Here is a 24,589-nt window from a genome sequence, read left to right on the forward strand (position 1 = left end):
CGTTATACGACCTCGATTGGACCACCAAACGCAGTAACTGGCGGAACCTTGCCAGTGAACTTCTCGAAGTCCACCAAGCAGGTGTTCGCAGATGTTGCCTGTGCTAGCTCAGAAGATGGGATATCTTGCGTAAGCGTGTTTGGATCGCCGTAAGTATCCAGCGCGCCAATCTTCTCGTTTAGCGGGCCATACCAAGCACCTTCCTCGATACGAACCACACCCGCAGCATAGCTATCGGTCACAACCGCACCAGCTAGTAGCTGACCACGATCGTTGAACACGCGAACTAGATCGCCATCTTTAATGCCCTTAGATTTCGCATCTTCAGGGTTAATGTAGATAGGCTCACGACCTTGAACCGCGTATGTTGCACGGAATTCTTCCGACTCACACATCTGTGAGTGTAGGCGCTTGTCCGGGTGGCAAGATTGTAGCCAGTATGGGTGTTTGTCAGAGCCTGGACCACCGTGTGAACGCTCAGACTTTTCAAACCACATTGGGTGCTCTTGGCAATGCTCGTAGTTCATGTTACCGATAGTACGGCTAGTGATCTCAATAAAGCCAGAAGGTGTACCTAGTGCGTTGATCTCTGGGTCTTCACGGAAGTCAGCATGACGTACCCAAGGTTTACCTGTACCAAAGTCTAGGAAGCCTTTTTCCCAGAACTCTTCAAATTCCGGAAGATCGAACTTACCTTTGTTCGCTTCTTTACAGTTGTTGTAAAGCGTTTTCACCCACTCCATCTCGTTCATGCCACGAGTGTAGTCGTCAGAACGGCCCCAGCGAGCGGTTAGCTCTGTCATGATGTCGAAGTCTGTCTTCGACTGGAACAATGGGTCAACTAGCTTGTGCATCGCAATCAGACCGCGGCCTGAGTATGCGCCATAGCCATCAATATCGTTGCGCTCAAACTGAGTACATGCTGGCAGCACGATATCCGCAAAGCGACAGGTTGCCGTCCAAGCGAAGTCGATAGACACAACCGTGTGAAGGTTACGGAACGCTTTCTTCATACGGTTACGGTCTTGGTGGTGATGCCAAGGGTTGTTACCACTGAACACCATCATCTTCACGTCAGGAAGCGTTACCACAGAACCGTTTGAATTGATCTTCTTACCCGGCTCAAGCAGCGCATCCACCCAACGAGCTACTGGGATTACACGGCTGTAACCGTTGAAATCTTGGTTCGTGTGCTTAGGCGTCTGACCTTGATCGATGTTCAACGGGAATGAGCCAGGAGCCGCGAATCCAGTTGACGGTACACCGATACCTGAGTAGTGGTGACCATATGACACGCCGCCACCAGGTAGACCAATCTGACCGATCATTGCAGCAAGTACCGCACCCATCCAATATGGCTGTTCGCCATGCTCTTGGCGTTGGATACACCAGCCAAACAAGATCTGTGTACGACCTTTAACCAGCATGCGAGCGAACTCGCGGATCTTGTCAGCAGACACACCACAAATTTCAGCTGCCCATTCTGGCGTTTTCTCAACTTTGTCTTTAGTTTCGCCTTGAACGTACTTGATGAAATCATCGAAACCTAGGCAATAAGTATCGATGAATTCTTTGTCGTGAAGATCTTCGTTATACAGTACGTGTGCCATACCTAGCATGAATGCTACGTCTGACTGTGGGTTCACATAAAGATGTTCGTTGCCTAGGTAGCGCTGTGTTTTGTTTTTCACAGGGTCTACAGAGATAACGTTGATTTCTTTTTTAGCGACCTTCTCTTTCAGCTGCTCTAGATACGCGAATGACTCGTGCGTTTCACATGTCCAGCCAACCTGAAGGTTCTTCACAGGGTCGTTTGCCCAGAGAATGATGTTGTCACTGTTCTCTAGGATAAGTTCCCAAGACGTACCTTGTGCATATACTTCGGTTGAACCCAAAACATATGGAAGGATTGTTTGACCAGCACCTGTTGAGTAGTCACCCACTTTCTTCACAGAGTAGCCGTGTAAGCCCATAGCGCGTTGCATATGGTTGTTACAGCTATGCATCTGACCGGTTTGGCGCCAACCTGTTTGACCCGTGTGAAGTGCCCATGGACCGTAGTCTTTCTGAACACGCTCTAGCTCACGGTAGAACAAGTCTAATGCTTCGTCCCAAGTGACACGCACGAAACGGTTGTTACCACGAGTCTCAGCCGCGTACTTGTGCTTTTTCAGCCAGTCTAGGCGAACCATTGGATAACGAACGCGTGAAGGGCTGTAGATAATACCTTTAATGCCATCCAGCATATCTGTTGGGTATTTATCGACTTCTAGCGGCTTAATCTCTTGAACCTTACCACCCCAAACTCGGGCGCGGAACGCGCCCCAGTGTGAGCCAGATACTTTCCACGTGCCGTCTGTCTCAGCGGCGCTTGCAGATGCTGACGCCAACAGGCTAGGACCGATTAGTGTTGCTGCACTCGACCCTGCAACGCCTTTAAGGAAGCTTCTTCTTGTAATTGCCATTTTATAACTCCAATTGACGTCTTATTAGTGGTGACCTTCAGCGTAATCTGAAGAGTGCTTCTGTAGATACTTAAGAACTAGGGCTTCTGTATCTGTATCGAAGTTAACGAATGCGATCATACCGTCTAGCATGCCTACCCAGCCGTTTGCACTAAAGTGCGCCACATCAGGCTGTGTGTGACAAGTAGAACAGTTCGTTACATACGCTTCACCAGCTGCGCTCCAAATTGGAGTGAAGTCAGTAACCATAGATTCTTGTTTCATCCATAGGTCAACCGCCACTTCTTCCCAAGGCAAACCTGTTAGCTCATCTTCTTTCTTCTCACCAACGGTTACGTCAGCGCTTTGAGAAACTTCACGAGTAAGGATTGCAGTCGAAATGTTTTGACCAAACTCTTCTTGGATAACACGACCAAAGCCTTTCGCTTTGCGCCAACCGTCAATCTCAACTTTGATCATGTCGCCTTTCACATCCAAGATTTCTACTTTACTCGCAGGGCTCAATAGACCTGCTTCCGTAGTGCCTGTTTCATCTGTGTATAGAGGCAAGTGACGGATAGAAACAACCGAGTTACCTTTTGAGTAAGAAGTGCTGTTTGCTACTTGCTCTAGGTCACCAACGATACCACTCGCTGCAGCCATGTCTTTTGGCAGGTTGTGTGCGATACCTTTATGGCAGTCAACACAGCTTTGGTCACGCTCTGCCGCTGATTTCATTTGAATACGTGCGGTTGGTGACATTAACTCAAAGTCCATCGAGTCATAGTTATGACAGTTTTTACACTCTAGAGATTGGTTCGCAGAGAAACGATCCCATTCGTGACGCGCTAGCTCTAGGCGACGCGCTTCAAATTTCTCAGGTGTATCTAGATCGCCGAAAACTTGCGCGAACACTTCTTTCGAAGCTTGCATTTTACGGGCAATTTTATCGGTCCAGTTGTGGGGTACGTGACAGTCTGGGCACGTTGCACGCACGCCAGAGTGGTTTTTCCAGTGAACCGTCTCTTGCAGTTCTACGTATACGTTGTCACGCATCGTGTGACAGCTAATACAAAACTCTTCGGTGTTGGTGGCTTCTAACGCAGTGTTAAAACCACCCCAGAACACGATACCCGCAATGAAGCCACCAGCGGTCAACACACCTAGGCTGATATGAACAGCCGGGCGAGTGATAGTGCGCCAAAGTTTAATAAAAAAGGATTTCATGACTAACTCTCTTGAAACTTGCTGATTGAATGTCGATTACGGGATTAGCCGTGTACACCAGGAGGACCAAACACGAACATTTGGAGCATCCAAACAATAAATCCGTAGCCACCCACGATAGCCACACTCAACAGAGGGAAGAATACGGCACAGATGAAGAAAAACGATTTCCACTCCATCCCGTGCTTTTCCGCACTTTCTACTTTGTTAACATCACTCATACATTTGCCTATTTTGTATGTTGTCCAGTACGCGAACATTCCGCTAGGAACGCTCAATTATTTAAAACATCTATGGGAAAATGCTAAACCATACCAATAGTAAGGTTCAATCAATTCCGCTCGCCCACCCCTTGTTATTCAACAGTTTTTTGAGTTCATCCAGACTTGTATTCAATTAAAAATCGATGTGTAAATTTATGAACAGATATGAAAAATTAATACTGTTGCCAATGTGTAACTATAGTCACTTTATCGCAACATTACTTGCTTGTAGCACATGAAATTCACATGCAATTGCAAACGGTAGACTTAAGATTGAAACCAGAAATGTTATATATTTGTTGCATTTAGCATCTATGAATTGCGTGATTGAAAGAGAAAATTTAAGTACACTTTCTCTACCCATTTAGTAGAGGTCAGGGCTTTTCATGCAAGACGTCGTCGACATCACTTGGTGGCAAATATTGCTGTTTGCCACAACGTTAGTTATCCCATTTTCCATTAATCACTACTACAAACTGGGGATTGGCAAAGACGCGAGTGTGGGCTTGATTAGAATGACCGTACAACTGGCTTTAGTCGGGCTCTATCTAGAATACCTTTTCTATTTGAATAGCTTAGTCGTAAACCTGCTCTGGCTCGCGGTCATGATATTAGTCGGAGCCAATGCTATCGCCACGAAGTCGAAGCTACCGAGAAAACCTATTGTTGGCTTTGTTGTCATCGGATTAGTAATCGGGTTACTCCCTGTTCTAGCACTGCTATGTTTGGTTACAGTGCAACCAGACCCATTTTACAGTGCACAATATGCGATTCCGCTTTCTGGCATGTTATTGGGCAATAGCTTGGGTGGTAATATCGTCGCCTTGCAAAACTTCTACAGCACGCTTGAAAGTCGCTGGAACGAGTATCAGGCCGCCATCTCGCTAGGTGCTCCCATACCTATGGCAACCTTACCTTTCATTCGTTTGTCGCTTCAAAAGTCTCTAGCACCTATTCTGGCTACCATGGCAACAACTGGGTTAGTTTCACTCCCAGGAATGATGACTGGTCAAATATTAGGCGGAGCAAGTCCCGTTGTTGCGATCAAATATCAGCTCGTGATCATGATGGCTATCTGGGTAATGATGAGCATCTCAATTACAGTGTGCCTAAACCTCGTCGTACACCGTGGCTTTGAAGCGAGCGGAAAGCCCAAAATTCGCCCGCTTGATCAGTCATAACAGGGGCTTGATCATGGTTACACACTAACTTTAAACCAGGTTATCCACAGGATATGTGGATAACCAAGTAGTTGAGTTTAGTATTATTTGTCTGTGTTTCGGGAATTTGATCCTCAAGATCAAGGTTATCTGAGTGCATCGTCATAAGATTGTCACGCTAAGCGGTTAAATTACCAGCAACTGAGATGCGCAGTAACGGTATGTTCACCGATACTCGCAAACGACTATCACGTCACATCAAGGAAGCAGGTATGTTAGAAATGACGCAAGAGCAGGAAGATGTTGGTCGTAATTGGCTAATCAGTACCCCCGACGCACTGACAGAATCTGGTGAGCGAGTTGGCGATATTATCCCGACCGAGATTTGGTGCGAAGGGTCAACACCACTGGCAACGGATTGGCGATAGTAAAAAAGGGCGACAACGCCCTTTTTTGCATGGTTTCCAAAGGTTAATCGCGCAAGTAGATAAGCCAGTAAAGCATTCCGACAAATATACCGCCACCAATGATGTTTCCTAGTGTCACAGGGATCAGGTTATTCACCACGAATCCTATCAAGTTGAGGTCGGTAAACTCTGCTGGCGTCGAGCCGATAGACTGCCAAAACTCTGGCGAAGCAAGATTCTTAATGCCAATGGCCATTGGTACTTGGAACATGTTCGCAATACAGTGCTCAAAGCCAGCAGAAACGAACATGGCAACGGGCAAAACCATAACAATAATCTTATCCGTCAGCGTGCGACCACTGAACGTCATCCACACCGCCACACAAACCAATACGTTACACATGATGCCTAACGCAACTGCCTGCCAGAAATCATGGTGCAGTTTATGTTGTGCGATATGCATGGTATTTAGACCCACTTGCCCACCATCAAACATATACTGCTTTGCAGTAAGCATGATACCTACCAAGAACAGCGCACCAAGCATATTGCCCAGATAAACCACCAGCCAGTTTTTAAACAGCGAACCCCAAGTAATTTTGCCGCTAGCTCGCGCAACTAGAGTAAGGACCGAACTGGTGAAAAGCTCGCCACCTGTGATTATAACGAGTACCAGACCTAAGCTAAAAGCAAGTCCACCCAGGAACCGAGTAATGCCCCAAGGTAAATCGCCTGCGCCTGTGGTAATTGTGGTATAGAAAATAAACGCGATACCAATGTGCAAACCGGCGGTGATAGCCAGTAAAAAAGACTTCATTGGATCTTTTGTCGCTTTGCCTACGCCCGCTTCTGCCGCGCGCTCCGCCATTTGAGGTGGCAACAACGCGTCAAATTGATTGATTTCCATCTTGCTCTTACATATCTGGTTACAATTAGAATTGGGCGCGGATAATCACTCCGATCAATCAATAAATCAAGCGTTATTTTCAGGCTAAATGTTATTTCCCATAATTGAACCGTTTCACTCACCGAGGGGCGAGTGAAATGCGCTTCACATCCTCGTTCTTCACTTGCATAAAGCAAAAAAAAGCGCCGCTATCGCGACGCTTTCTAGAAGGCTATTTATGCGAGGTGCCCGCCTATTCAGCTTTTTCTTGCAAAGCTGAAACGAGCTTCTTCAGCGCTTCAATTTCAGCTCGGTTCTCAGCCGCCGTATTTTGAGCAGCTTTAGCTTTCTCAGAAGGCACTGAGCCATCTGATTGCTGTTGCTGCAACAAGGCAATTTGCTGCTTCAACAAGGCATTTTCTTTCTTTAGTGCCTCGGTGTTATCGGCTGCCCTCAATCGCTCAACGTCGTGCGCGATTCGATTTGATTGTGCAGAGAGAGACTGATCGCGATAGTCATTGCCTTTTGCAGCAGACGATATCAGATACATTCGAGATTCGGCTTCCAGTACAAATGGCTCGTATTGAGACTTCTCAACATTAATCAACTTGGTCACCTCTTGCACCACAGACTCTAGGCGACGGAATTGAAACTGGATACGGTCCACTTGCTCATCGATTTCAGTAAATGCTCGTGGAGACTGAGTAACAAACTCGGCGAGCTCATTAATGCCCTGCTCAACGTACCCATAACTGACAGGCGCGAGAATGTTGTACCTAGCACTCGCTAACGTTGCGAGTTGTTCTTGCAACGGTTTCACGTATTTCGCATCAATAACTCGAATCTCGAGCGCTTTTGCGTTCACTAAAAACCGGTCTTGAGCACTCGAGGCATGTTCGACCTCTGATACGACCAAATGCTCAAACAGGCGCTGATAATCACGATTCATAGTATTCATCGCATGTTTGAAATAGCGGCTTGCCTCAATACTGTTCAAGTAAGCCATTTCTGTCATCGCAGGCGCCAACAACTCGTCTGCTTGCTTCTTCAAGCCTTGGATCGCTTTGTAGTTGTATTCGACTGAATTGATACGATCACGGAATCCTACCGCATAGGTCTCGCTCGAAAATACTGAATGCTTTGCGTCGATCTGATTGGGATCTTTTCTTATTTCAACGAAAAGGGCATGTGCGCTTTTCCACGACGACATCATCTCGCGATAGTTTTCCGGTGCGTACACTCTAAGCGACTCGGCACCTTCAAGTGCTTTCGACCAATAATCAAACGTCGCAGATAATTGTTCATATTCCTTACCGCGAGTCTGTTGTAATTCCTCTGGGCTCAGATTTGCCCTAGCGTCGTTTACACTAGGAGTACTTGCACACGAGGCAACACCCAGTGCACACAGCAATACAACCATTGATTTGCGTGTAGACATCTACTCTCCTAAACAGGGACGACTATCCCTTACACTTGCTCGTCAACCAACGACCAGCAAAACATATCACTATATTCAAATTGCGTCGTAAAGAACATGTCAACAAGGTCTAACTGGTTATAATTCATTCACTTAGTAGTAAAATATTACGATTCATTACCAGAAGGCGGCGCAAGCTAACACTTTATTCAATCTGCGATTGTCATTAGTGCAAAACAGCACTATGTTGATTGAAGAATCTCAACTAAGAGGCAAATCTATGAAATTCACGCCAGACCATCTCGCCGAGATGAACCTATTACTGCAATTCGATATCAGCAGTGCGGCAACGGGAATTAAAGTTCACCATGACGCGAGTGAAGACATGCAAAAAGCAGTCCAAAGACTCTATGACAAAGGACTATGCACATTGCCTGATGGTGGATACTTGACGGATGAAGGGATTGAAGTAGCAGAGTGCGCGGACAAAATTTTACGAGTGCTAAGCTCATAGATAGTTAACCATAGATATAGAAGAGTGGTAGCGGCGACCCGTTGCCACTTTTCATCGGATTCAACGTACCTTGCCTCCTTCCCGACTCGTTGCGCCAACCGCTGACATACCCCGTCTTAGACACTGCCAATTACTAATTACAGAATTGCGCAGTAAGTAACCTGTAACACCCTGTTTTAAAATAGTATCTTCTAGTTTGTTACTTATGTCTCTACTATAGAAAAAGTAACATAGGTGTCAGTAAAACGTTCGAGGAAGATAAGATGGACAACAATCAATATAATCGTGAAACACTGACTGCTGGTTACTGGGTCTTACATAACTTTCACTACGGACATGTCGCAGAGGCGCGATGTAACCTTGACCTTGTCAAGAGTATTTCAATCCACAAAGCGCCGAGTGCCGATCTTATTAACGTCTCACTCGACTTTGTCGCAGAACTTGTCAAAGACGCGAACTGCATAGAGATGACCTTTGCTGATGGCAAGCAAATCAATCTATCTGATTATATCGATTATCAATGTAATCGTGGGCTGACCCAACTGGTGCGCTGTCTAATCCCCGTTGAGTATGCATCATCTTTGTTGAATGAAACTGGATTTACCATTCGCGTTGAAGGCAATGAAAGCCACATCGATAACAACAATGCGACGAACATCATCGACAACGCCATTCGTTACGCGCATTAATGATCGCATTGCCCGCCAACTAGTTTGTCGGGCATTTCTTATCTCTTTGCCACCATGACACGCAGCGTCTGTAAGGGGTCCATTTATCGTATGCCCAGTTGAAGGCAGCCGTAAAAAAGAAGAAAAACACCAAAAAGCCCGCTTCGATAATCAGTGCAGTCAACAAAGAAACCTGTAACAACCAAGCTATTGCTGGGATTGTAAAAATGATCAATCCCCCCTCAAAACCGAGTGCATGACCGACTCTTGTCATCATGCTGCGTTCACTGCGCTCTCCGGGTACCAACCGATCAAACAGTACGTTATACACGTAGTTCCAGACAACGGTAAAAACACTCATCCCAACACCAATGATCATCATTTGTAGGGATTTTGTCCCTGTCGCAATGGAGGCAACAGGAATAATGATAGAAAGTGCAGTTAATTCAAACAGTACTGCATGGAAAAGCCTTTCTTTTACACTCATATACTTAACACCTAACTCAGTATTTAGGACTAGCAATTAGTGCATTATCAATTAAGCTTAAGTTCATAGAAAGTTAGGTCACATCAGGATAACTGATATGTTAAGTGTTGAACAAATCGAAGCCTTTATCACCACCGTAGAGGCAGGCTCATTTTCCGGTGCTGCTCGTAAACTTGGCAAAGTACAATCCGCCGTTAGCCAAAATATTATGAATCTTGAGATCGATTGTGGGGTAGAGTTATTCGATCGTCGAGGTCGATATCCTGTGTTAACGGAAGAAGGAGAAAAACTGTTGCCTTATGCCAAGGCTGCCATGGTGCAACATAATCGGCTAACCGAACGCGTCGACAGCCTCACTCTAAAAGACATACAACCTATAGTACTCACTATTGATGAAGGTATTCCTTTTGACCGCGTCACACCCATCATCCGTACTTTATCTGAGGAGTTCCCTAGGCTTGAGCTAGAGGTTCTCTTTGCCTCAAGTAACGACGCAATAGAGATGGTACAAACTGGGAGGGCGACATCGGCACTGGTCCACGAAGACTTATCGATACCCTTCTCGCTCGACTTTGAGAGCATCGGCTCTATGCAATTTGATATCTATGTTGCGACCGACCACCCTCTCGCTAAGACGGTAGCTCCTCATCTGGAGATACTCAGCCTCCACCGGCAGCTTTGTATTAGCTCTAGAAACTCAAAATCAAGTAATGTACAGCAAGCGTTGAGCCCAGATATTTGGTACTCAGACAGCTATCAAATGCTCCTAGAGTGGTGTATAGCTGGGTTTGGTTGGACTTATATACCGAGTTACCTGGCAAAAAGTGCCATTGAGCAAGGAAAAATTATCCCAGTCCCTGTAGAGTTTGAGAAGGTATCGGCAATCATTAACGTCAGCATTATTCAACACTCAAGTAAGAGTAAGGATCTTGGTCATCGTAGATTAAGAGAACTACTCAAGCAAAATTTCCAGGAGGGCTAGCATGAATCAGAATAAAGTACTTATTGTTGGCGCAGGCTGGTTAGGACTTCCACTCGCCAAATCACTCATCAATAAAGGCTATGACGTTACCGCTACACGCACGACAGCTGAAGGCGTCAATGAACTCGAACAAGCTGATTTAAACGCAATTGCGCTAAACCTCTCAGAGCTCACCAGCGAAGACAAACAGCTTGCGGTCACCAATCAACTTATCAACCTGGATGTCGAAACCATCATCGGTTGTTTCCCGCCCGGATTTCGCACAGGTGGCGGAGCCTTGTACGCTTCTCAATGGGAAACACTCTGCAACATGGCGAAGAGTGCTGGCGTCAAAAAGCTAGTCATGGTCAGTTCGACCTCTGTGTACCCAGATCGCGCTGAGATAATGACCGAGGATATGGCTCGTCTTCCGACTGCGAAAGGCAGAGATGACTTTAGCGCTAAGGCTATTATCATGCTGACCGCAGAAGAATATGTTCGCAACTCGACACTCGATTATGCGATTGTTCGTTGCAGTGGCTTGTTTGGTCCTAACAGACACCCTTCAAGATTTGCATCCAAGCTCAAGAGCGTGAGCGACCAAGCAACAGCAAACATGCTGCATCTAGACGATGCCATTGGATCAGTGGTGTTTGCGCTAGAACATATCGACGCAAGCGTCGTCAATGCCACAACTCCACGCTCATGTGACAAAGTCACTTTCTATCGAGCGGCGTTGAGAGCGGCAGGACTCGACACGTCTCTCAACTTGGTCAACTCGGTACCTGATAAAACGATTTCCAGCGACAAACTACAAAGTCTTGGCTACCACTTTAAGTACCAAAGTACCTTAGACGCCCTTTGATTGCAGTGTCCTAATACGTTTTTGCAGATAAGAAAAGGGAGCCTATCACCGGCTCCCTCTTCAATTACTGTGGAAAGTTACTTACCAAGCGCTTCTTTATAGTGCTGACGGCAAACAGAGACATATTTATCGTTGCCACCAATCGCAACCTGATCACCCTCGGCTATGGCTTTTCCATGCTCATCAGTTCGAATCACCATGTTGGCCTTACGACCGCAGTGACAAATGGTTTTAAGCTCAATTAACTTATCCGCCCATGCTAAAAGGTGTTTACTACCTTCAAATAACTCGCCCAAAAAGTCTGTTCTCAAGCCGTAGCAAAGCACTGGGATGTTGAGTTTATCGACCACTTCGGTAAGCTGATACACCTGTTCTTTACTTAGGAACTGGCATTCGTCAACCAAGATACAATGTCGTGGGGTCTCTGCATTAATAGCGGCGATCTCATCAAACAGGTTTGAATCCGATTTAAACAGTTGCGCTTCGGATTGCAAACCAATACGAGAGCTCACTTTACCGACGCCGTAGCGATCATCTAGTGCTGCTGTATAAATAAGTGGCGTCATGCCACGCTCTTGATAGTTAAACGAAGATTGAAGAAGTGTTGTCGATTTACCCGCATTCATTGCCGAGTAATAGAAGTACATCTGAGCCAAAGTGTTACACCAAATCTGAAACTAAAAAGAAGCCCTTGCAAGCAAGGGCTAGATAACAATTATTTACGACGCCAAGTCGTGCCTTCTGGGCCATCTTCAAGGATGATACCCAACTCGTTCAGTTTGTCGCGAGCCAGATCGGCATTCGCCCAATCTTTAGAAGCACGAGAGTCATTACGTAGTTTGATCAACGCTTCGATCTCAGCCACTTCATCGTCATTACCCGCATCGCCTTTCAGGAAAGACTCAGGGTCTTGGTGAAGGATACCGATCACATCAGCCAACTCACGCATTAGCGCACCAAGTTGACTTGCTTCTGCCAGATCAACCGTCTTCAAGCGGTTAATTTCACGAGCCATATCGAACAGCACTGAGTAAGCTTCTGGGGTATTGAAGTCATCGTTCATCGCGGTCGTAAAGCGAGTCACATATTCTTCACCGCCTGTAGGCTCAGCCTTTGTATCAAGGCCGCGTAGCGATGTGTACAGACGCTCTAGTGCTGAGCGCGCTTGGTTTAGGTTGTCTTCACTGTAGTTAAGCTGGCTGCGGTAATGGCCAGACATTAGGAAATAACGAACCGTCTCTGCATCGTAGTGACCTAGCACGTCGCGAATTGTGAAGAAGTTGCCCAGCGACTTTGACATTTTTTCTTTGTCGACCATCACCATGCCACTGTGCATCCAAGTGTTCACGTACTGAGTATCGTGTGCACAGCATGACTGAGCAATTTCGTTTTCGTGGTGCGGGAACTGAAGATCCGAACCGCCGCCATGAATATCGAAGTGGTCACCAAGAATAGAAGAGTTCATCGCTGAACACTCGATATGCCAACCTGGACGACCAGCGCCCCATGGTGATTCCCAAGTAGGTTCACCTGGCTTAGACATTTTCCAAAGCACGAAGTCTAGCGGGCTGCGTTTCGCGCTTTCAACATCTACGCGAGCACCAGCTTGCAGTTGGTCAAGATCCTGCTTAGATAGCTTGCCATACTCGTCAAACTTACCCACTTCAAACATGACATCGCCATTGCTCGCCACGTAAGCAAAACCACGCTCGATCAACTTTTCAACCAATGCGATGATCTCTGCGATAAATTCCGTTGCACGAGGTTCAACGTCTGGACGCTTCATGTTCAGTGCATCGAAATCAGCGTGCATTTCACCGATAAGGCGCTCAGTTAGTGAATCACATGACTCACCGTTTTCGTTTGCACGTTTGATAATTTTATCATCGATATCAGTAATGTTGCGCACGAACGTGAGATCATAACCTACGTAGCGAAGGTAACGAGATACCACGTCGAAAGAAACAAATGTACGACCATGACCGATGTGACAGAGATCGTAAATAGTGACCCCACAGACATACATGCCGACTTTACCAGCATGAATAGGTTTGAATTCCTCTTTTTGTCGCGTCAGTGTGTTGTATATTTTTAACATGATCTCTATCTGAACTATTACGTTTAAAATGTATCGGCGATTATAACCATAAAGCTTCACAGAATGGAGCGATTAAGCGAAGAAATCTTAGGTTTTCGAGGGAGTTTTTTGCCAACTTAGACCAGACTGAACAAAAAGCATTCCTTTTATTCGCGATATACGTGTTTCAACTATTGCTTGTACAGTGAGTTAGGCTAGAATCATGGCTTCAAACATAAAAACACGAATAGGTATTCATCATGATCACCCTTCACACTAATTTCGGCGACATCAAGATTCAATTGAACGAAGAGAAAGCACCTGAAACAAGTGCAAACTTCCTACAATACTGCCGCGATGGTTTCTACGACAACACGCTATTCCACCGTGTTATCGACGGTTTCATGATCCAAGGTGGTGGCATGACGTCTGGTCTTAAAGAGAAGGCAACTCGTGCTCCAATCAAAAACGAAGCGAACAACGGTCTTAGCAACAAAGTAGGTACTTTGGCTATGGCGCGTACTATGGAACCGCACTCAGCGAGCTCTCAGTTCTTCATCAACGTAAACGACAACACTTTCCTAGACTTCCGCTCAGAGAGCCTGGACGGTTGGGGTTACTGTGTATTTGCTGAAGTTGTTGAAGGCATGGACATCGTTAACAAGATCAAAGGTGTGAGCACTGGCTCAATGGGCATGCACCAAGATGTTCCTCTTGAGGAAGTGATCATCACTGGCTCTACGATTCACGAGTAATCGTTATAAGGGAGGGCTCGCCCTCCCTTTTAGTAAATTATGACAACACTATTCATTTCTGACTTACACCTCTCGCCTCAGTTACCTCAAACGACGGAATGCTTTGTCAACTTCATGCGCAATGAAGCGGTACATGCTGACGCCTTGTATGTGCTTGGTGACTTATTTGAATTCTGGATTGGCGATGATGATCCCTCCGATTTCGCAGCGACAATCAAACAAGAATTTCGCCAACTAACCGACAAAGGTGTTCCCACTTACTTCATTCAAGGTAACCGAGACTTTCTCCTAAGCCATCGCTTCTGCAAAGAGACAGGAATGACGCTGCTCGATGAGCATACAGTGATTGACTTGTACGGTAGAAAAGCCGTGATCTTGCATGGTGATACCCTGTGCACTGACGATATCAAGTACCAGAAATTTAGAGCTAAGGTACATATGCCTTGGTTGCAATGGATATTTAATCGCCTCCCATTCTTTACAAGACGGCGTATTGTTAATAAAATCCAGGGCGATATTCGTGAGGTCAAAACCACTAAATCACTTGATATTATGGATGTAAACCAAGATGAAGTGGTTGCGTTGATGCACACCAGCGAGACAGACTTGATGATTCATGGACACACCCATAGACCAGGCACACACCATTTTGATGCTAACGGTCAGGCAATGACACGAATAGTTTTGGGGGATTGGTATGAGCAAGGCTCTGTCTTAGTCTGCGACCCCCAATCACAACGCTTAGAGACACGTTTTTTCAACAAACCATGAACCAACGCTCGAAAATTCGATAGTTTCATAGTCAAACAAAGCAATTAAACGTTACTATGTGAGAACGTTTTTGAGATACCGATGCAGAATTTGAAATACTCATACATCGCTAGACAGCCTATTCTGGATAGCGACCAAAAAACTGTTGGCTATGAGCTGCTATTTAGGGATGGGCCCAATAACACCTTCCCAGATATCGACCCAGAACTCGCGACAAATCGACTCCTGTCTGAACACTTCCTTGCTACACATTACAGTACGATAGGCGATAAATTAGGCTTTGTTAACTTCCCTTATCAAAGCTTGGTTAACATGGTCCCGACGCTGTTTCCCAAGGATAATCTTGTCATCGAAATTCTCGAAAGCTGTGAGCCTACCGCTGAGTTACTTTCTGCTATCAAAAAAATGTCTCAAGCAGGGTATACCATCGCACTCGACGATTTTGTGCCAAAGAAAGAGTGGCTACCATTCTTGCCGTACACATCGATCATAAAGATCGACATCCAACAGTATTCGCTGAAGAAGGCACAAACGCTGATTGAAAGGCTCAAGCCACACGACATCATTTTCTTAGCAGAAAAAGTAGAGACGTACGAAGAGTTCGAGCTTGCAAAAGAAGTCGGGTTTAATCAGTTCCAGGGCTACTTTTTCAGTCGACCGCAATTAATCCGCCGCAAACAGATCAAACCTTCTTTCTTGACTGTGGTTCAACTGTGTAAGGAAATTGCTAACTCAGATATCAATTATGATGAGCTTGAGCGTTTGATTTCATTAGACGTAACCTTGTCATATAAACTGCTGACGTTTGTGAATGCATCGTACCTCATCCGCTCTGAGATCAAATCTTTCAAGCAAGCACTCGTATACTTAGGTGAAGAGCGCTTACGAAAGTTTATTTCACTGGTTGCGATTACTTCTACGCAAGATGATAAGCCTGACAGCTTATATAGTTTGTCGATTCAACGTGCGCGTTTCTGCGAACTACTACTAAAAGACATCAATAGCAATATTGATGAGGGGTTAGGCTTTCTAACCGGCATGTTCTCGCTGCTCGACTCGTTATTTGATCAGCCGCTAGAAGAGTTAGTTGAAAAGATGCCTATCGACAACCTGGTGAAAGCAGCGCTCGTTACTAAGCAAGGCACTCTAGGTAATATCCTATCGCTAGTAAAAGCGTATGAGAGCGCAGACTGGACGACGGTTATCGCACTGAGAGATAAGCTCGAGATCAGTGACGATAAGCTTGCTCGATACTACGATGACGCCATTAAGTGGACCGAAGACCTACTCGCTATCGAGTCAGAATACAATACGCACCTATAAACTCATTTGATTTTAGACCTACCATGAAGCCATGTTACTGTGGCAGTAACTTGAATTATCAAGAATGCTGCCAACCTATACACAACGATGTCACTCTAGCTAAAAAGCCAGAGCAACTTATGCGTGCTCGCTATAGCGCTCACCTTACCAAGAATGTTGATTTTGTCGTCGCTACCTATCACCCAAGCTGTAACGCCGAGCAAGACCGACAGGCCATTGCGGATTCCGTCAACAGTGACTGGGCAAGACTCGAAGTCATTAACAGCGAAGATGGACTTCACGAGAACGAAGGCTATGTGAGCTTCCGCGCCTTCCTGCGTGAAAACGGCATGGAGTACTGTCTTGCAGAGCGTTCTCGTTTCCTGTTTGAAAACGGACAGTGGTTTTATGTCGATGGGGAGATCGACGACACCATACCTCCGAAGCAGCTGACCGCTGAATCCAGCAAGGTGGGTAGAAATGACCCTTGCCCTTGTGGAAGCGGCAAGAAGCACAAAAAGTGCTGCGGTTGAGTACAGTCGTTGATTGAAAAAGGTCGCTCAATGCGACCTTTTTAATGGTATCTGGTTCTAGCGCTCGTAAGCTTTAAATTGATTGGTGAGAGGATCATATTGGTAGCCCAACATATCGAGTTTACCGACCACGCCTTCTACATCCATTTCATACATGCTCACCAACTCTTCAAACGAGTCACATTCTAAACGCAACTTTTCGTTGACGATACCAAGCAAAATAATACTGTCAAAACGGCTCGCATTACTTAGATCCATAATCGTACTCCATAAAAAAAGCTAGCCTTTAAAGACTAGCTGTTAATTACGGAATAGAAAGTGATTTGGTTTGCAAATTAGGCAAGCCAATATAGCTGTAGCAAACCTACATTAGTGACCATTAAGCTTAAGAAGGCCACCACTAGCTGACCTTTCGCCGGTGTACTGTGTTTAATGATATGCCAACTCCAAATCACCACACCTAGCATTAACATCACTAATGAACTGATCACAGCAGGCGTGTACTCAGCAACAATGTTCGGCTCCCATTGATAGGCATTAAATACAAAGCTCAGAGCGAGCAGCATGGCAAAAACCACGCCCGCAACTGGCAGAATTCGGTGAAACGCCTGAAGACGAGTTTTAGCGATGGTCAACAATAGGTGTGAAAATGCTGTGCCTAATAGTAGCCCCGCGCAAGCCAGCGATAATGACTGCGCTAAATTAGGCTGCTGGACCACGATAATGGCGGCAAACGAGCCCGCCAAACCATTGGCTAAATGTAAGACCCAAAACGGCCCCTGCTGACGCGTCTTGCCAGTCTGAACCTTGGAGTAAAAATAAAAAATAGCAAACACCACCAAAAACGCTTCGACTTTAAGTGACGCAATCGCCAGCCAAAGTATGCCAATGGCAGGAAGAAGCTTGTGGATACGTCCTCTTTGACCCGGACAAATATCGCCCTTTGCTAAAATAAGGGTAAGGACAAGCATCGCAACCGCTAAGGCAGGAGCGAGAAGAGTCAAAACTGCTGTAATCATGGATGTGGTGTCATTGCAAAAAACATTGGCGCTGATGATATATCAGCTCAAGAAGGAATGCTATCCAGTCGTAATACCCACAATTTGTTTGGGCTTTGAAGTCACTGGAATTGAAGTATATAATGCCCGCCTCCAAAACCAGAGGTCAAAATATGTACAACGACGTTAACCCAATCCATGAGCACAAAAAATACTGGGCTGAATGCTTCGGTACCGCTCCTTTTTTGCCAACCAGCAGAAAAGAGATGGACGCCCTTGGATGGGATAGCTGTGACATCATCATCGTTACAGGTGATGCTTATGTTGACCACCCGAGTTTTGGTATGGCTATCATTGGTCGACTGCTTGAAGCGCAAGGCTTTCGTGTTGGTATTATTGCCCAGCCAGATTGGAGCAATAAAAACGACTTCATGACGCTAGGGAAACCAAATTTGTTCTTCGGGATCACCGCGGGCAACATGGACTCAATGATCAACCGTTACACCGCTGATCGCAAATTGCGTCACGACGATGCTTACACCCCTAACAATGAAGGTGGTAAACGTCCCGACCGCGCGACTCTCGTCTATTCTCAGCGTTGCCGCGAAGCCTACAAAGGCACACCTATTGTTCTGGGTGGTATTGAGGCGAGCCTTCGCCGCATCGCCCACTATGACTACTGGTCAGATAAAGTTCGTCGTTCTGTACTCTTTGATGCCAAAGCAGACATTCTGCTATTTGGTAATGCAGAGCGTGCACTGGTCGAAGTCGCACACCGCCTCGCAGACGGTGAAGATATCAGCACTATGACAGATATTCGCGGTACTGCCGTCAATCTGCCAGCGGCACCTGAACACTACCGCGTCATCGACTCATCTCGCATCGAGAAGCCGGGTAAAGCGTTTGTTCCGCAAAACCCTTATGAGGTCGAGTCGAACTGCGACACCAACAAAACCGAGTCTGCACCAGAAGCGAAGCCAATCACCATTCGTCCTTCACGACACGATGCTGCGACTACCGCTGTGCGCTTACCGCCGTTCGAGAAGCTGAACAACGACAGAATTCTTTATGCTCACGCAAGCCGTGTGATGCACCTTGAGACTAACCCTTATTCTGGGCGAGCGCTGATCCAGCGTCATGGTGACCGTGAGCTTTGGGTAAACCAAGCGCCGATTCCTCTTAGCACTGAGGAGATGGACTATGTGTTTGGTCTGCCATATGCGCGTGTACCACACCCTATGTACGGTAAGGCAAAAATTCCAGCTTACGACATGATCAAGACCTCGGTGAACATTATGCGAGGTTGTTTTGGTGGCTGCTCGTTCTGTTCTATTACTGAGCACGAAGGTCGTATTATTCAAAACCGTTCGCAAGAGTCGATCATTGGCGAGCTAGAAGAGATCCGCGACAAAGTACCTGGCTTTACAGGTACAATTTCCGACTTGGGCGGACCAACGGCAAACATGTATCGTCTCGGTTGTTCAGATCCAAAAGCAGAAGCCAATTGCCGCCGACCTTCTTGTGTGTTCCCAGGTATCTGTAACAAGCTCAATACCGACCACAAACATACCATCGACCTTTACCGCGCTGCGCGTAAAGTAAAAGGCGTGAAGAAGGTCATGATCGCCTCTGGCGTTCGCTACGATCTTGCGATCGAGTCACCAGAGTATGTTCGCGAGTTGGTCACTCACCATGTCGGTGGCTATTTGAAGATTGCTCCTGAGCACACAGAGAAAGGTCCACTCGATTTGATGATGAAGCCAGGTATGGGTACCTACGATCGCTTCAAAGAGATGTTCGAGAAATACAGTGCCGAAGCTGGCAAGAAACAGTACTTGATCCCCTACTTCATATCCGCTCACCCGGGTACAGAAGATGAGGACATGCTCAATCTTGCGTTGTGGTTAAAGAAGAATAACTTTGAGTGCGACCAGGTTCAGAACTTCTATCCATCACCAATGTGTAATGCGACCTCGATGTATTACTCTGAGACCAACCCGCTCAAGCGCGTAAAATATAAAAAACGCGAAGACTTACCGGTTGCTAAAGGTGATCGTCAACGTAGGCTACACAAAGCGCTACTGCGCTATCATGATCCGGACAACTGGCCACTTATCCGCGAAGCTCTCGTTAACATGGGCAAGCAATACCTTATCGGTGACAAGCCGGGCTGCCTCGTCCCTGCAGAAGATCTTGATGCACGCACGCCTGCGCAAAGACGCAAATCTGGTCGTCATGGCGCAAATCGTTTTGCGACTAAGCACACTAAAGGGCAACCAGACATTCGTACCGATGGTCAGCGTCGTGGTAAACAAGGTCAGCGCTCAGGTAAACCTGGACATAACAGTGGAAAACCTGGAGCAGGAAAGTCATCTCCGGGTCAACAAGGCGCTGGACAGCAAGGAAACAATTCGGGCAAGCCATCTAACCATCGCCCTAGTAATGGCAAGCCTGCTGGGCAACGTCCTGGTAATAAATCTGGCTCAAAAGGCGCTCCGAAGCGACGCTCTCGTCAATCGTAAGCTAGCTTCATAGCGTCATTTCTATAGCGCACTCGGTTAACCAACCTAGTGCGCTTTTTTTGCTTCTTAATTCTCTCCTTAATGCCCTTCCAAATTGATTGTCAAAATGAAAAAGACGCGACATCACCTACCCATGAAAAGTTAACTTGTTGTATTTATTGACTTTATTTTTAGGCATGACGGTTGCAATAACTCTAGCATCTTAGTTTTACTGGAGCGCCACCATGTCTCAAATTGGCTACGTACTTAGTGACTTCCCCGTTCTATCGGAAACCTTTGTCGGAACGGAGATTCGGGCAATGAAAGCGCTTGGGCATTCGATCCAACCAATGGCGTTTAGACTAAACCCCAATGGTGGGCAGCCCATCGACGATGAACTCGCGCGCAGTGCCACTGAGTTGAGCGCTGTTTCCACGAAACATGCCATGGTCGAGTGGCTTAAAAACCCAGTAAGAAGCATCAAGGCGCTCTCCTTCATAATGCGCCAAAGAAACCTACCTAAAAAGTCACTTATTCGCAGCACGGGACAGTTAGCCGCTTCAGCACGCACTACGAAATGTCATCATCTACATGCTCATTTCGCTTTGCACACGGCGGCAACGGCTATCGCTGCCGCTAAACTCACGGGGTGCAACGTCTCTTTCGTTGGGCACGGCTATGATGTCTATTCGCATCCTGCCGATTTAGCGCTAAAACTCTCCAATGTTTCTTTCTCGGTTGCGGTTTGCAAGGAGATGCAATCCAAGTTTCAAACACTGAACCAAAGTAAGAAAGTGCATCTCGTCGAGTGTGGTATCGACCTAGCGCGCTACCCTTTCAAACCCACTTTAAGTCACAACGGTAAGCTGCTATTTATTGGCCGTCTGACTGAAAAGAAAGGGCTCACTGACCTACTCTACGCTTTGAGTTTAATACCAGAAGAATCAAGGCCAAGTTTAGACCTGGTTGGCGATGGTGAGCAAAAGCATGAGTTACTCACGCTCACCAAACAACTCAACCTTAACGATTACGTGAGTTTTCTTGGTAGCCAACCTTCTGAGTGGATCATTGATCACGCTAACCAATATCTGGCGCTCTGCACGCCGTTCTGCGAAGCAAAAAATGGCGATAGAGATACAGGGCCAGTGGTGGTCAAAGAAGCAATGGCGCTGGGACTTCCCGTAGTCAGCAGCGATTTTATGGGCTGTAAAGAGATGATATCACCTGATACTGGCCTCCTTTTTTCTCCCCACGATATACAGGCGCTAAGCGACGCTATTTCCCAAATTAACCAGCAACCTTCGCAGCAGAGACTCGCTCAACTTAAGCGAGCAAGAGAACGTGTAGAAACCTATTTCAGTGCCCACTCTAGCGCCCAAAAACTCTCTTCTGCTATTCGAGGAGCTGCGCAATGAACATTGCATTCAAACAATCCGTTTATTACGCCGCTGGACTGGTTTTAATGAAAGGCGTGTCATTTGTCATGCTTCCTTTTATCACCAGCTCGCTTTCGACCGCTGAGTATGGACGCTTAGATCTATGGGTATCGCTGCTTAATATAGGTAGCATCCTATTGGGCTTCGGCCTAATAGAAGCACTTTACAAGCAAGCTGGTGAGGCGAAGGGCGATGCCTTCAATACCCTCAATTCAACAGCTACAATGCAGCAACTTATCATTGCCGCCTTTGCCTTGCTCGCCTCGCTGCCGGTTGGCGTTGCGGTATACGTATTCTGGCCGGAGATAAGCATACTTGATCTCGGCTTGGTCATATGTACTCTCATTGTCAGTGCAGCCTTCAACATCCCACTGACATGGCTTCGTCTGATTGATGACGCCCGCTCATTCTTCTTGATGACCAGCAGTAAAGCCATACTGCAAGCTGCTCTCACTTATTGGTTTCTACAGCAAGGACTAGGGGTGACTGGCATATTGCTGTCGGGGTTACTCTCTGCGTTGTATTTATCGTGCAGCCTACTCTACCGCCAATGGCGCCAGCTACCGTTTCAATGGGACGCGGCAGTTGCCAAAGATATGCGCCGTTACGGGGTACCGATCGTCGCATCGGGTATCTTACTTTTCATCGCTGCTGGCGCTGAGCGCTGGATACTGGCTGCGACTATCGGCTTGGAGTCACTCGCGATTTATGCGCTCGCAATGCAATTTGCACTCATCATTGTGTTTGTGTGTGAACCTCTCGCACTCTGGTGGTATCCAAAGCGATTTCAGATACTCAACCAACCGAACGGAAAACAAACGACTGCACGTATTGCAGAGACTTTAAGCCATGCGACCCTTTTTTGTGCCGTTAGTCTTTCGGTCGTCGCTCCGTTGATCATTGAGTGGTGGTTTCCAACTCGCTATTCCGAGGCTGCAACCTGGATACCTTGGCTTGCATTAGGCATCGCGTTCAAGCAACTTTCTCACATCTTAACTACAGGCTGCTATGTCGAGAAACAGCCTAGAGTCGTGTTGAACATTAACATCATCATCGCCATCACTGCGCTTGCTCTCTTTTTAGTGGCCAGCTTGACCTATGGGTTAGCAGGTGTTGTTGGCGCGTTTATCACTGTCTACGCATTACGCGCTGTGCTTTTTGACCGTGCAAGCCAAAAACGCATTGCACTACCACACCATTACTTGCCCTTAATCGCTCACATCTGTTGGGCGGTTGGGTGCATCGTCGCAAGTACCTTCACATACACTGCCCTGCTGGTCGGCTGGGCAACTCAATCCCTCTTCATCGCAGGCTGGATGGGCCACTACTGGTTACACAACAGCAAAGCTAATGAATCGATTCTAGGAGCGAAACAATGAACAGCCAACATCTACCGTTAGTCAGTATTGTGATTCCAAACTTCAACTGCTTGGATTATTTGCCCCAATGCTTGCAAAGCATCGAACAACAAACCTTTGTCGACTACGAGATAATCTTTGTCGACGATGGTTCAACCGATGGCTCTCGGGAATATCTGGCTGAGCTTGCAGCATTAAGACCTTACGTCTCTGTCTGGCATAGCGACCGAATTGGTCCTGGTGCAGCAAGAAATCTAGCCGTACGTCAGGCAAAAGGAGATTACATCGCCTTTCTCGATGCTGACGATACCTGGACTCATAGTAAACTTGCTGAGCAAGTAGCATTTATGCGCGCCAACAAAAACTGCGTGATGAGCTTTACCAACTACCAACACATCGATGAGCAAGATAGAGAAATCATTCCATGTTTCGATTACTGGCCCGATTTTAAACGTTATCTCGATAACCAAGCGCCAACTAAAGGCTACCAAGTCGTTAGCCATGCAAGCGCTGCACTGTTCAAAGAAAACATTGTCGGAACGTCATCCGTTATGTGCCGCCGCGATGTCTATCTTGACGTTGAAGGATTCGATACCGAGCTACCTAGCGCTAGTGACTGGGACTTGTGGCTCAAGTTGAGTACAGCAGGTGACGTCGCCTTTACTACAGACATTAGAATGTACTATTTAATGCGAGCAGGAAGCGTTTCTTCAAATGTCGAAAAACGCATAGCGGCCATGAAGACCATTGCGGCTCGATACGAACATCACGCGCAGCAGCAGTGCGCGAACTCTAAGCGTTTTGTCGATGCAAGACTGATGGACGCATTGTGCGAACACGCCAGCGCAAATCTCGGCTACCTAAAAAGAAACATCATCCATGTCCAGACCTTTGCTGCGTTTCCAAATGCCCGACGCTTTAAGGCGATGATGAAGACTGCCCTATGTGTCTAGCTATCCTCAGCGTTGCGGCACCACGATCATTTTGAATCCACTTTCATTTTGAGAATGGTGCCGTGCTTTCGAGTATTAGCCTCGTTGATTCTCAATATGAGAAACCTCTCTTCATTTTGAAAAAACCTCCTCAGACCAAATATAAACTATTGTTATTAAGAGAGATTATTTTTGGCACGCTATCTGCAATCTATTCTGTGACACCTAAATTGAGACATTAATTGTCTTGAAACACAAAGAGGACACGGTCATGGAACTACTAAGAGCAGAAATGAGCAACCACACCCTTCAAGTAAAAGTTTATGGTGATTTCGACGCGCGAGGCAGTCGCAATGCTCAACCAGAAATAGATGACATCATTCACAATGATCAGCATTCAGAGATCGAAATCGACCTAGAGCAAGTGCGCTTTATGGATTCTTCAGGCATCGGTGCTATTGTTTATTTGTATAAGCGACTGGTTGAACGCGAGCGCAAGATGCGTCTAGAGAATGTCACTGGACAGCCCCTACAAATCATAAAGTTACTACGAATTGGACAGGCTATCCCAGTGAACACACATGCCAGTAACGAGTATTTATAATCGCAACAAAAGAACGCTTACAA

The 24,589-nt window shown here is 46.5% G+C and carries 25 protein-coding genes; 15 read left to right on the forward strand and 10 right to left on the reverse strand.

The genetic code is table 11. The features are described 5' to 3' along the window. Nucleotides 1-2: 2 nt before the first annotated feature. The 3 genes from torA to torE are packed head-to-tail and all read right to left on the reverse strand — an operon-like array spanning nt 3 to nt 3,892. Nucleotides 3-2,465, reverse strand: a complete 2,463-nt coding sequence (gene torA / locus LY387_RS10455) for a trimethylamine-N-oxide reductase TorA (protein ID WP_234494047.1) — start codon at nt 2,463-2,465, stop codon at nt 3-5. Nucleotides 2,466-2,489: 24 nt separating this feature from the next. Next, complete coding sequence (torC, locus tag LY387_RS10460; RefSeq protein ID WP_234494048.1) at nt 2,490-3,671, reverse strand: pentaheme c-type cytochrome TorC; 1,182 nt, start codon at nt 3,669-3,671, stop codon at nt 2,490-2,492. 44 nt (nt 3,672-3,715) lie between these two features. Then, complete coding sequence (gene torE, locus LY387_RS10465) at nt 3,716-3,892, reverse strand: trimethylamine N-oxide reductase system protein TorE (protein WP_042499363.1); 177 nt, start codon at nt 3,890-3,892, stop codon at nt 3,716-3,718. Between the two features lie 428 nt (nt 3,893-4,320). On the opposite strand from torE, the gene LY387_RS10470 reads away from it, so the two are divergent. Further along, a complete protein-coding gene (locus LY387_RS10470; RefSeq protein WP_234494049.1) occupies nt 4,321-5,115 on the forward strand; it encodes an ABC transporter permease in 795 nt (264 codons plus the stop codon). Nucleotides 5,116-5,300: 185 nt separating this feature from the next. Beyond that, nucleotides 5,301-5,522, forward strand: coding sequence for a hypothetical protein (locus LY387_RS10475; protein ID WP_234494050.1), 222 nt, complete (start codon nt 5,301-5,303; stop codon nt 5,520-5,522). Nucleotides 5,523-5,565: 43 nt separating this feature from the next. Here LY387_RS10475 and focA read toward each other — a convergent pair whose 3' ends face one another. Together focA and LY387_RS10485 are read right to left on the reverse strand one after the other, a co-directional pair. Beyond that, nucleotides 5,566-6,408, reverse strand: a complete 843-nt coding sequence (gene focA, locus LY387_RS10480; protein ID WP_234494051.1) for a formate transporter FocA — start codon at nt 6,406-6,408, stop codon at nt 5,566-5,568. 232 nt (nt 6,409-6,640) lie between these two features. Further along, a complete protein-coding gene (locus LY387_RS10485; RefSeq protein ID WP_234494052.1) occupies nt 6,641-7,825 on the reverse strand; it encodes a hypothetical protein in 1,185 nt (394 codons plus the stop codon). A gap of 259 nt (nt 7,826-8,084) precedes the next feature. Here LY387_RS10485 and LY387_RS10490 point away from each other — a divergent pair, with 259 nt between their 5' ends. Both LY387_RS10490 and LY387_RS10495 read left to right on the forward strand, forming a co-directional pair. Continuing rightward, nucleotides 8,085-8,318: a TIGR02647 family protein gene (locus tag LY387_RS10490; RefSeq protein ID WP_042474566.1), complete on the forward strand. Its 234-nt coding sequence runs from the start codon at nt 8,085-8,087 to the stop codon at nt 8,316-8,318. A 263-nt stretch (nt 8,319-8,581) separates the two neighbouring features. Beyond that, on the forward strand, nt 8,582-9,007 hold the full coding sequence (locus tag LY387_RS10495; RefSeq protein WP_234494053.1) for a hypothetical protein: 426 nt from the start codon (nt 8,582-8,584) through the stop codon (nt 9,005-9,007). Nucleotides 9,008-9,026: 19 nt separating this feature from the next. Here the strand turns inward: LY387_RS10495 and LY387_RS10500 are convergent, their stop codons facing one another. Beyond that, nucleotides 9,027-9,473, reverse strand: a complete 447-nt coding sequence (locus LY387_RS10500; protein WP_234494054.1) for a PACE efflux transporter — start codon at nt 9,471-9,473, stop codon at nt 9,027-9,029. Nucleotides 9,474-9,570: 97 nt separating this feature from the next. Here LY387_RS10500 and LY387_RS10505 point away from each other — a divergent pair, with 97 nt between their 5' ends. Both LY387_RS10505 and LY387_RS10510 read left to right on the forward strand, forming a co-directional pair. Beyond that, nucleotides 9,571-10,455: a LysR family transcriptional regulator gene (locus LY387_RS10505; RefSeq protein WP_042474468.1), complete on the forward strand. Its 885-nt coding sequence runs from the start codon at nt 9,571-9,573 to the stop codon at nt 10,453-10,455. Between the two features lies 1 nt (nt 10,456). Beyond that, complete coding sequence (locus tag LY387_RS10510; protein ID WP_234494055.1) at nt 10,457-11,299, forward strand: NAD-dependent epimerase/dehydratase family protein; 843 nt, start codon at nt 10,457-10,459, stop codon at nt 11,297-11,299. Nucleotides 11,300-11,376: 77 nt separating this feature from the next. On the opposite strand, the gene LY387_RS10515 is transcribed toward LY387_RS10510, so the two are convergent. Both LY387_RS10515 and cysS read right to left on the reverse strand, forming a co-directional pair. Then, entirely contained in the window at nt 11,377-11,955 is a 579-nt protein-coding gene (locus tag LY387_RS10515; protein ID WP_042474462.1) for a thymidine kinase, read from the reverse strand. Nucleotides 11,956-12,014: 59 nt separating this feature from the next. After that, nucleotides 12,015-13,397 carry a cysteine--tRNA ligase gene (gene cysS / locus LY387_RS10520; RefSeq protein WP_234494056.1) on the reverse strand — a complete coding sequence of 461 codons (1,383 nt, stop codon included), beginning with the start codon at nt 13,395-13,397 and terminating at the stop codon, nt 12,015-12,017. Between the two features lie 239 nt (nt 13,398-13,636). Between cysS and LY387_RS10525 the strand changes: the two genes are divergently transcribed. The 4 genes from LY387_RS10525 (at nt 13,637) to LY387_RS10540 (ending at nt 16,737) form a co-directional block, all read left to right on the forward strand. Next, a complete protein-coding gene (locus LY387_RS10525) occupies nt 13,637-14,131 on the forward strand; it encodes a peptidylprolyl isomerase (RefSeq protein WP_042474457.1) in 495 nt (164 codons plus the stop codon). A gap of 39 nt (nt 14,132-14,170) precedes the next feature. Further along, on the forward strand, nt 14,171-14,902 hold the full coding sequence (gene lpxH, locus LY387_RS10530; RefSeq protein WP_234494057.1) for a UDP-2,3-diacylglucosamine diphosphatase: 732 nt from the start codon (nt 14,171-14,173) through the stop codon (nt 14,900-14,902). Between the two features lie 90 nt (nt 14,903-14,992). Then, a complete protein-coding gene (locus tag LY387_RS10535; protein WP_234496101.1) occupies nt 14,993-16,225 on the forward strand; it encodes an EAL and HDOD domain-containing protein in 1,233 nt (410 codons plus the stop codon). A gap of 23 nt (nt 16,226-16,248) precedes the next feature. Beyond that, nucleotides 16,249-16,737, forward strand: a complete 489-nt coding sequence (locus tag LY387_RS10540) for a YchJ family metal-binding protein (RefSeq protein ID WP_234494058.1) — start codon at nt 16,249-16,251, stop codon at nt 16,735-16,737. Nucleotides 16,738-16,794: 57 nt separating this feature from the next. On the opposite strand, the gene LY387_RS10545 is transcribed toward LY387_RS10540, so the two are convergent. After that, nucleotides 16,795-16,995: a DUF4250 domain-containing protein gene (locus tag LY387_RS10545; RefSeq protein ID WP_042474451.1), complete on the reverse strand. Its 201-nt coding sequence runs from the start codon at nt 16,993-16,995 to the stop codon at nt 16,795-16,797. A 77-nt stretch (nt 16,996-17,072) separates the two neighbouring features. Further along, nucleotides 17,073-17,756 carry a hypothetical protein gene (locus LY387_RS10550; protein ID WP_234494059.1) on the reverse strand — a complete coding sequence of 228 codons (684 nt, stop codon included), beginning with the start codon at nt 17,754-17,756 and terminating at the stop codon, nt 17,073-17,075. A gap of 152 nt (nt 17,757-17,908) precedes the next feature. Here LY387_RS10550 and LY387_RS10555 point away from each other — a divergent pair, with 152 nt between their 5' ends. From LY387_RS10555 to LY387_RS10575, 5 genes are all read left to right on the forward strand, one after another. Next, nucleotides 17,909-20,257 (forward strand): YgiQ family radical SAM protein, encoded by a 2,349-nt coding sequence (locus LY387_RS10555; protein WP_234494060.1) that lies wholly within the window; start codon nt 17,909-17,911, stop codon nt 20,255-20,257. A 224-nt stretch (nt 20,258-20,481) separates the two neighbouring features. Next, nucleotides 20,482-21,651: a glycosyltransferase gene (locus LY387_RS10560; protein ID WP_234494061.1), complete on the forward strand. Its 1,170-nt coding sequence runs from the start codon at nt 20,482-20,484 to the stop codon at nt 21,649-21,651. Beyond that, entirely contained in the window at nt 21,648-23,051 is a 1,404-nt protein-coding gene (locus LY387_RS10565; RefSeq protein WP_234494062.1) for a lipopolysaccharide biosynthesis protein, read from the forward strand. The genes LY387_RS10560 and LY387_RS10565 overlap by 4 nt, the downstream gene beginning before the upstream one ends. Further along, a complete protein-coding gene (locus LY387_RS10570) occupies nt 23,048-23,983 on the forward strand; it encodes a glycosyltransferase family 2 protein (protein ID WP_234494063.1) in 936 nt (311 codons plus the stop codon). The genes LY387_RS10565 and LY387_RS10570 overlap by 4 nt, the downstream gene beginning before the upstream one ends. A 250-nt stretch (nt 23,984-24,233) precedes the next feature. Beyond that, entirely contained in the window at nt 24,234-24,566 is a 333-nt protein-coding gene (locus tag LY387_RS10575) for an STAS domain-containing protein (RefSeq protein ID WP_128648531.1), read from the forward strand. The last annotated feature ends 23 nt before the right edge of the window (nt 24,567-24,589 follow it).

Source organism: Vibrio maritimus, assembly GCF_021441885.1.
GTDB lineage: Bacteria > Pseudomonadota > Gammaproteobacteria > Enterobacterales > Vibrionaceae > Vibrio > Vibrio maritimus_B.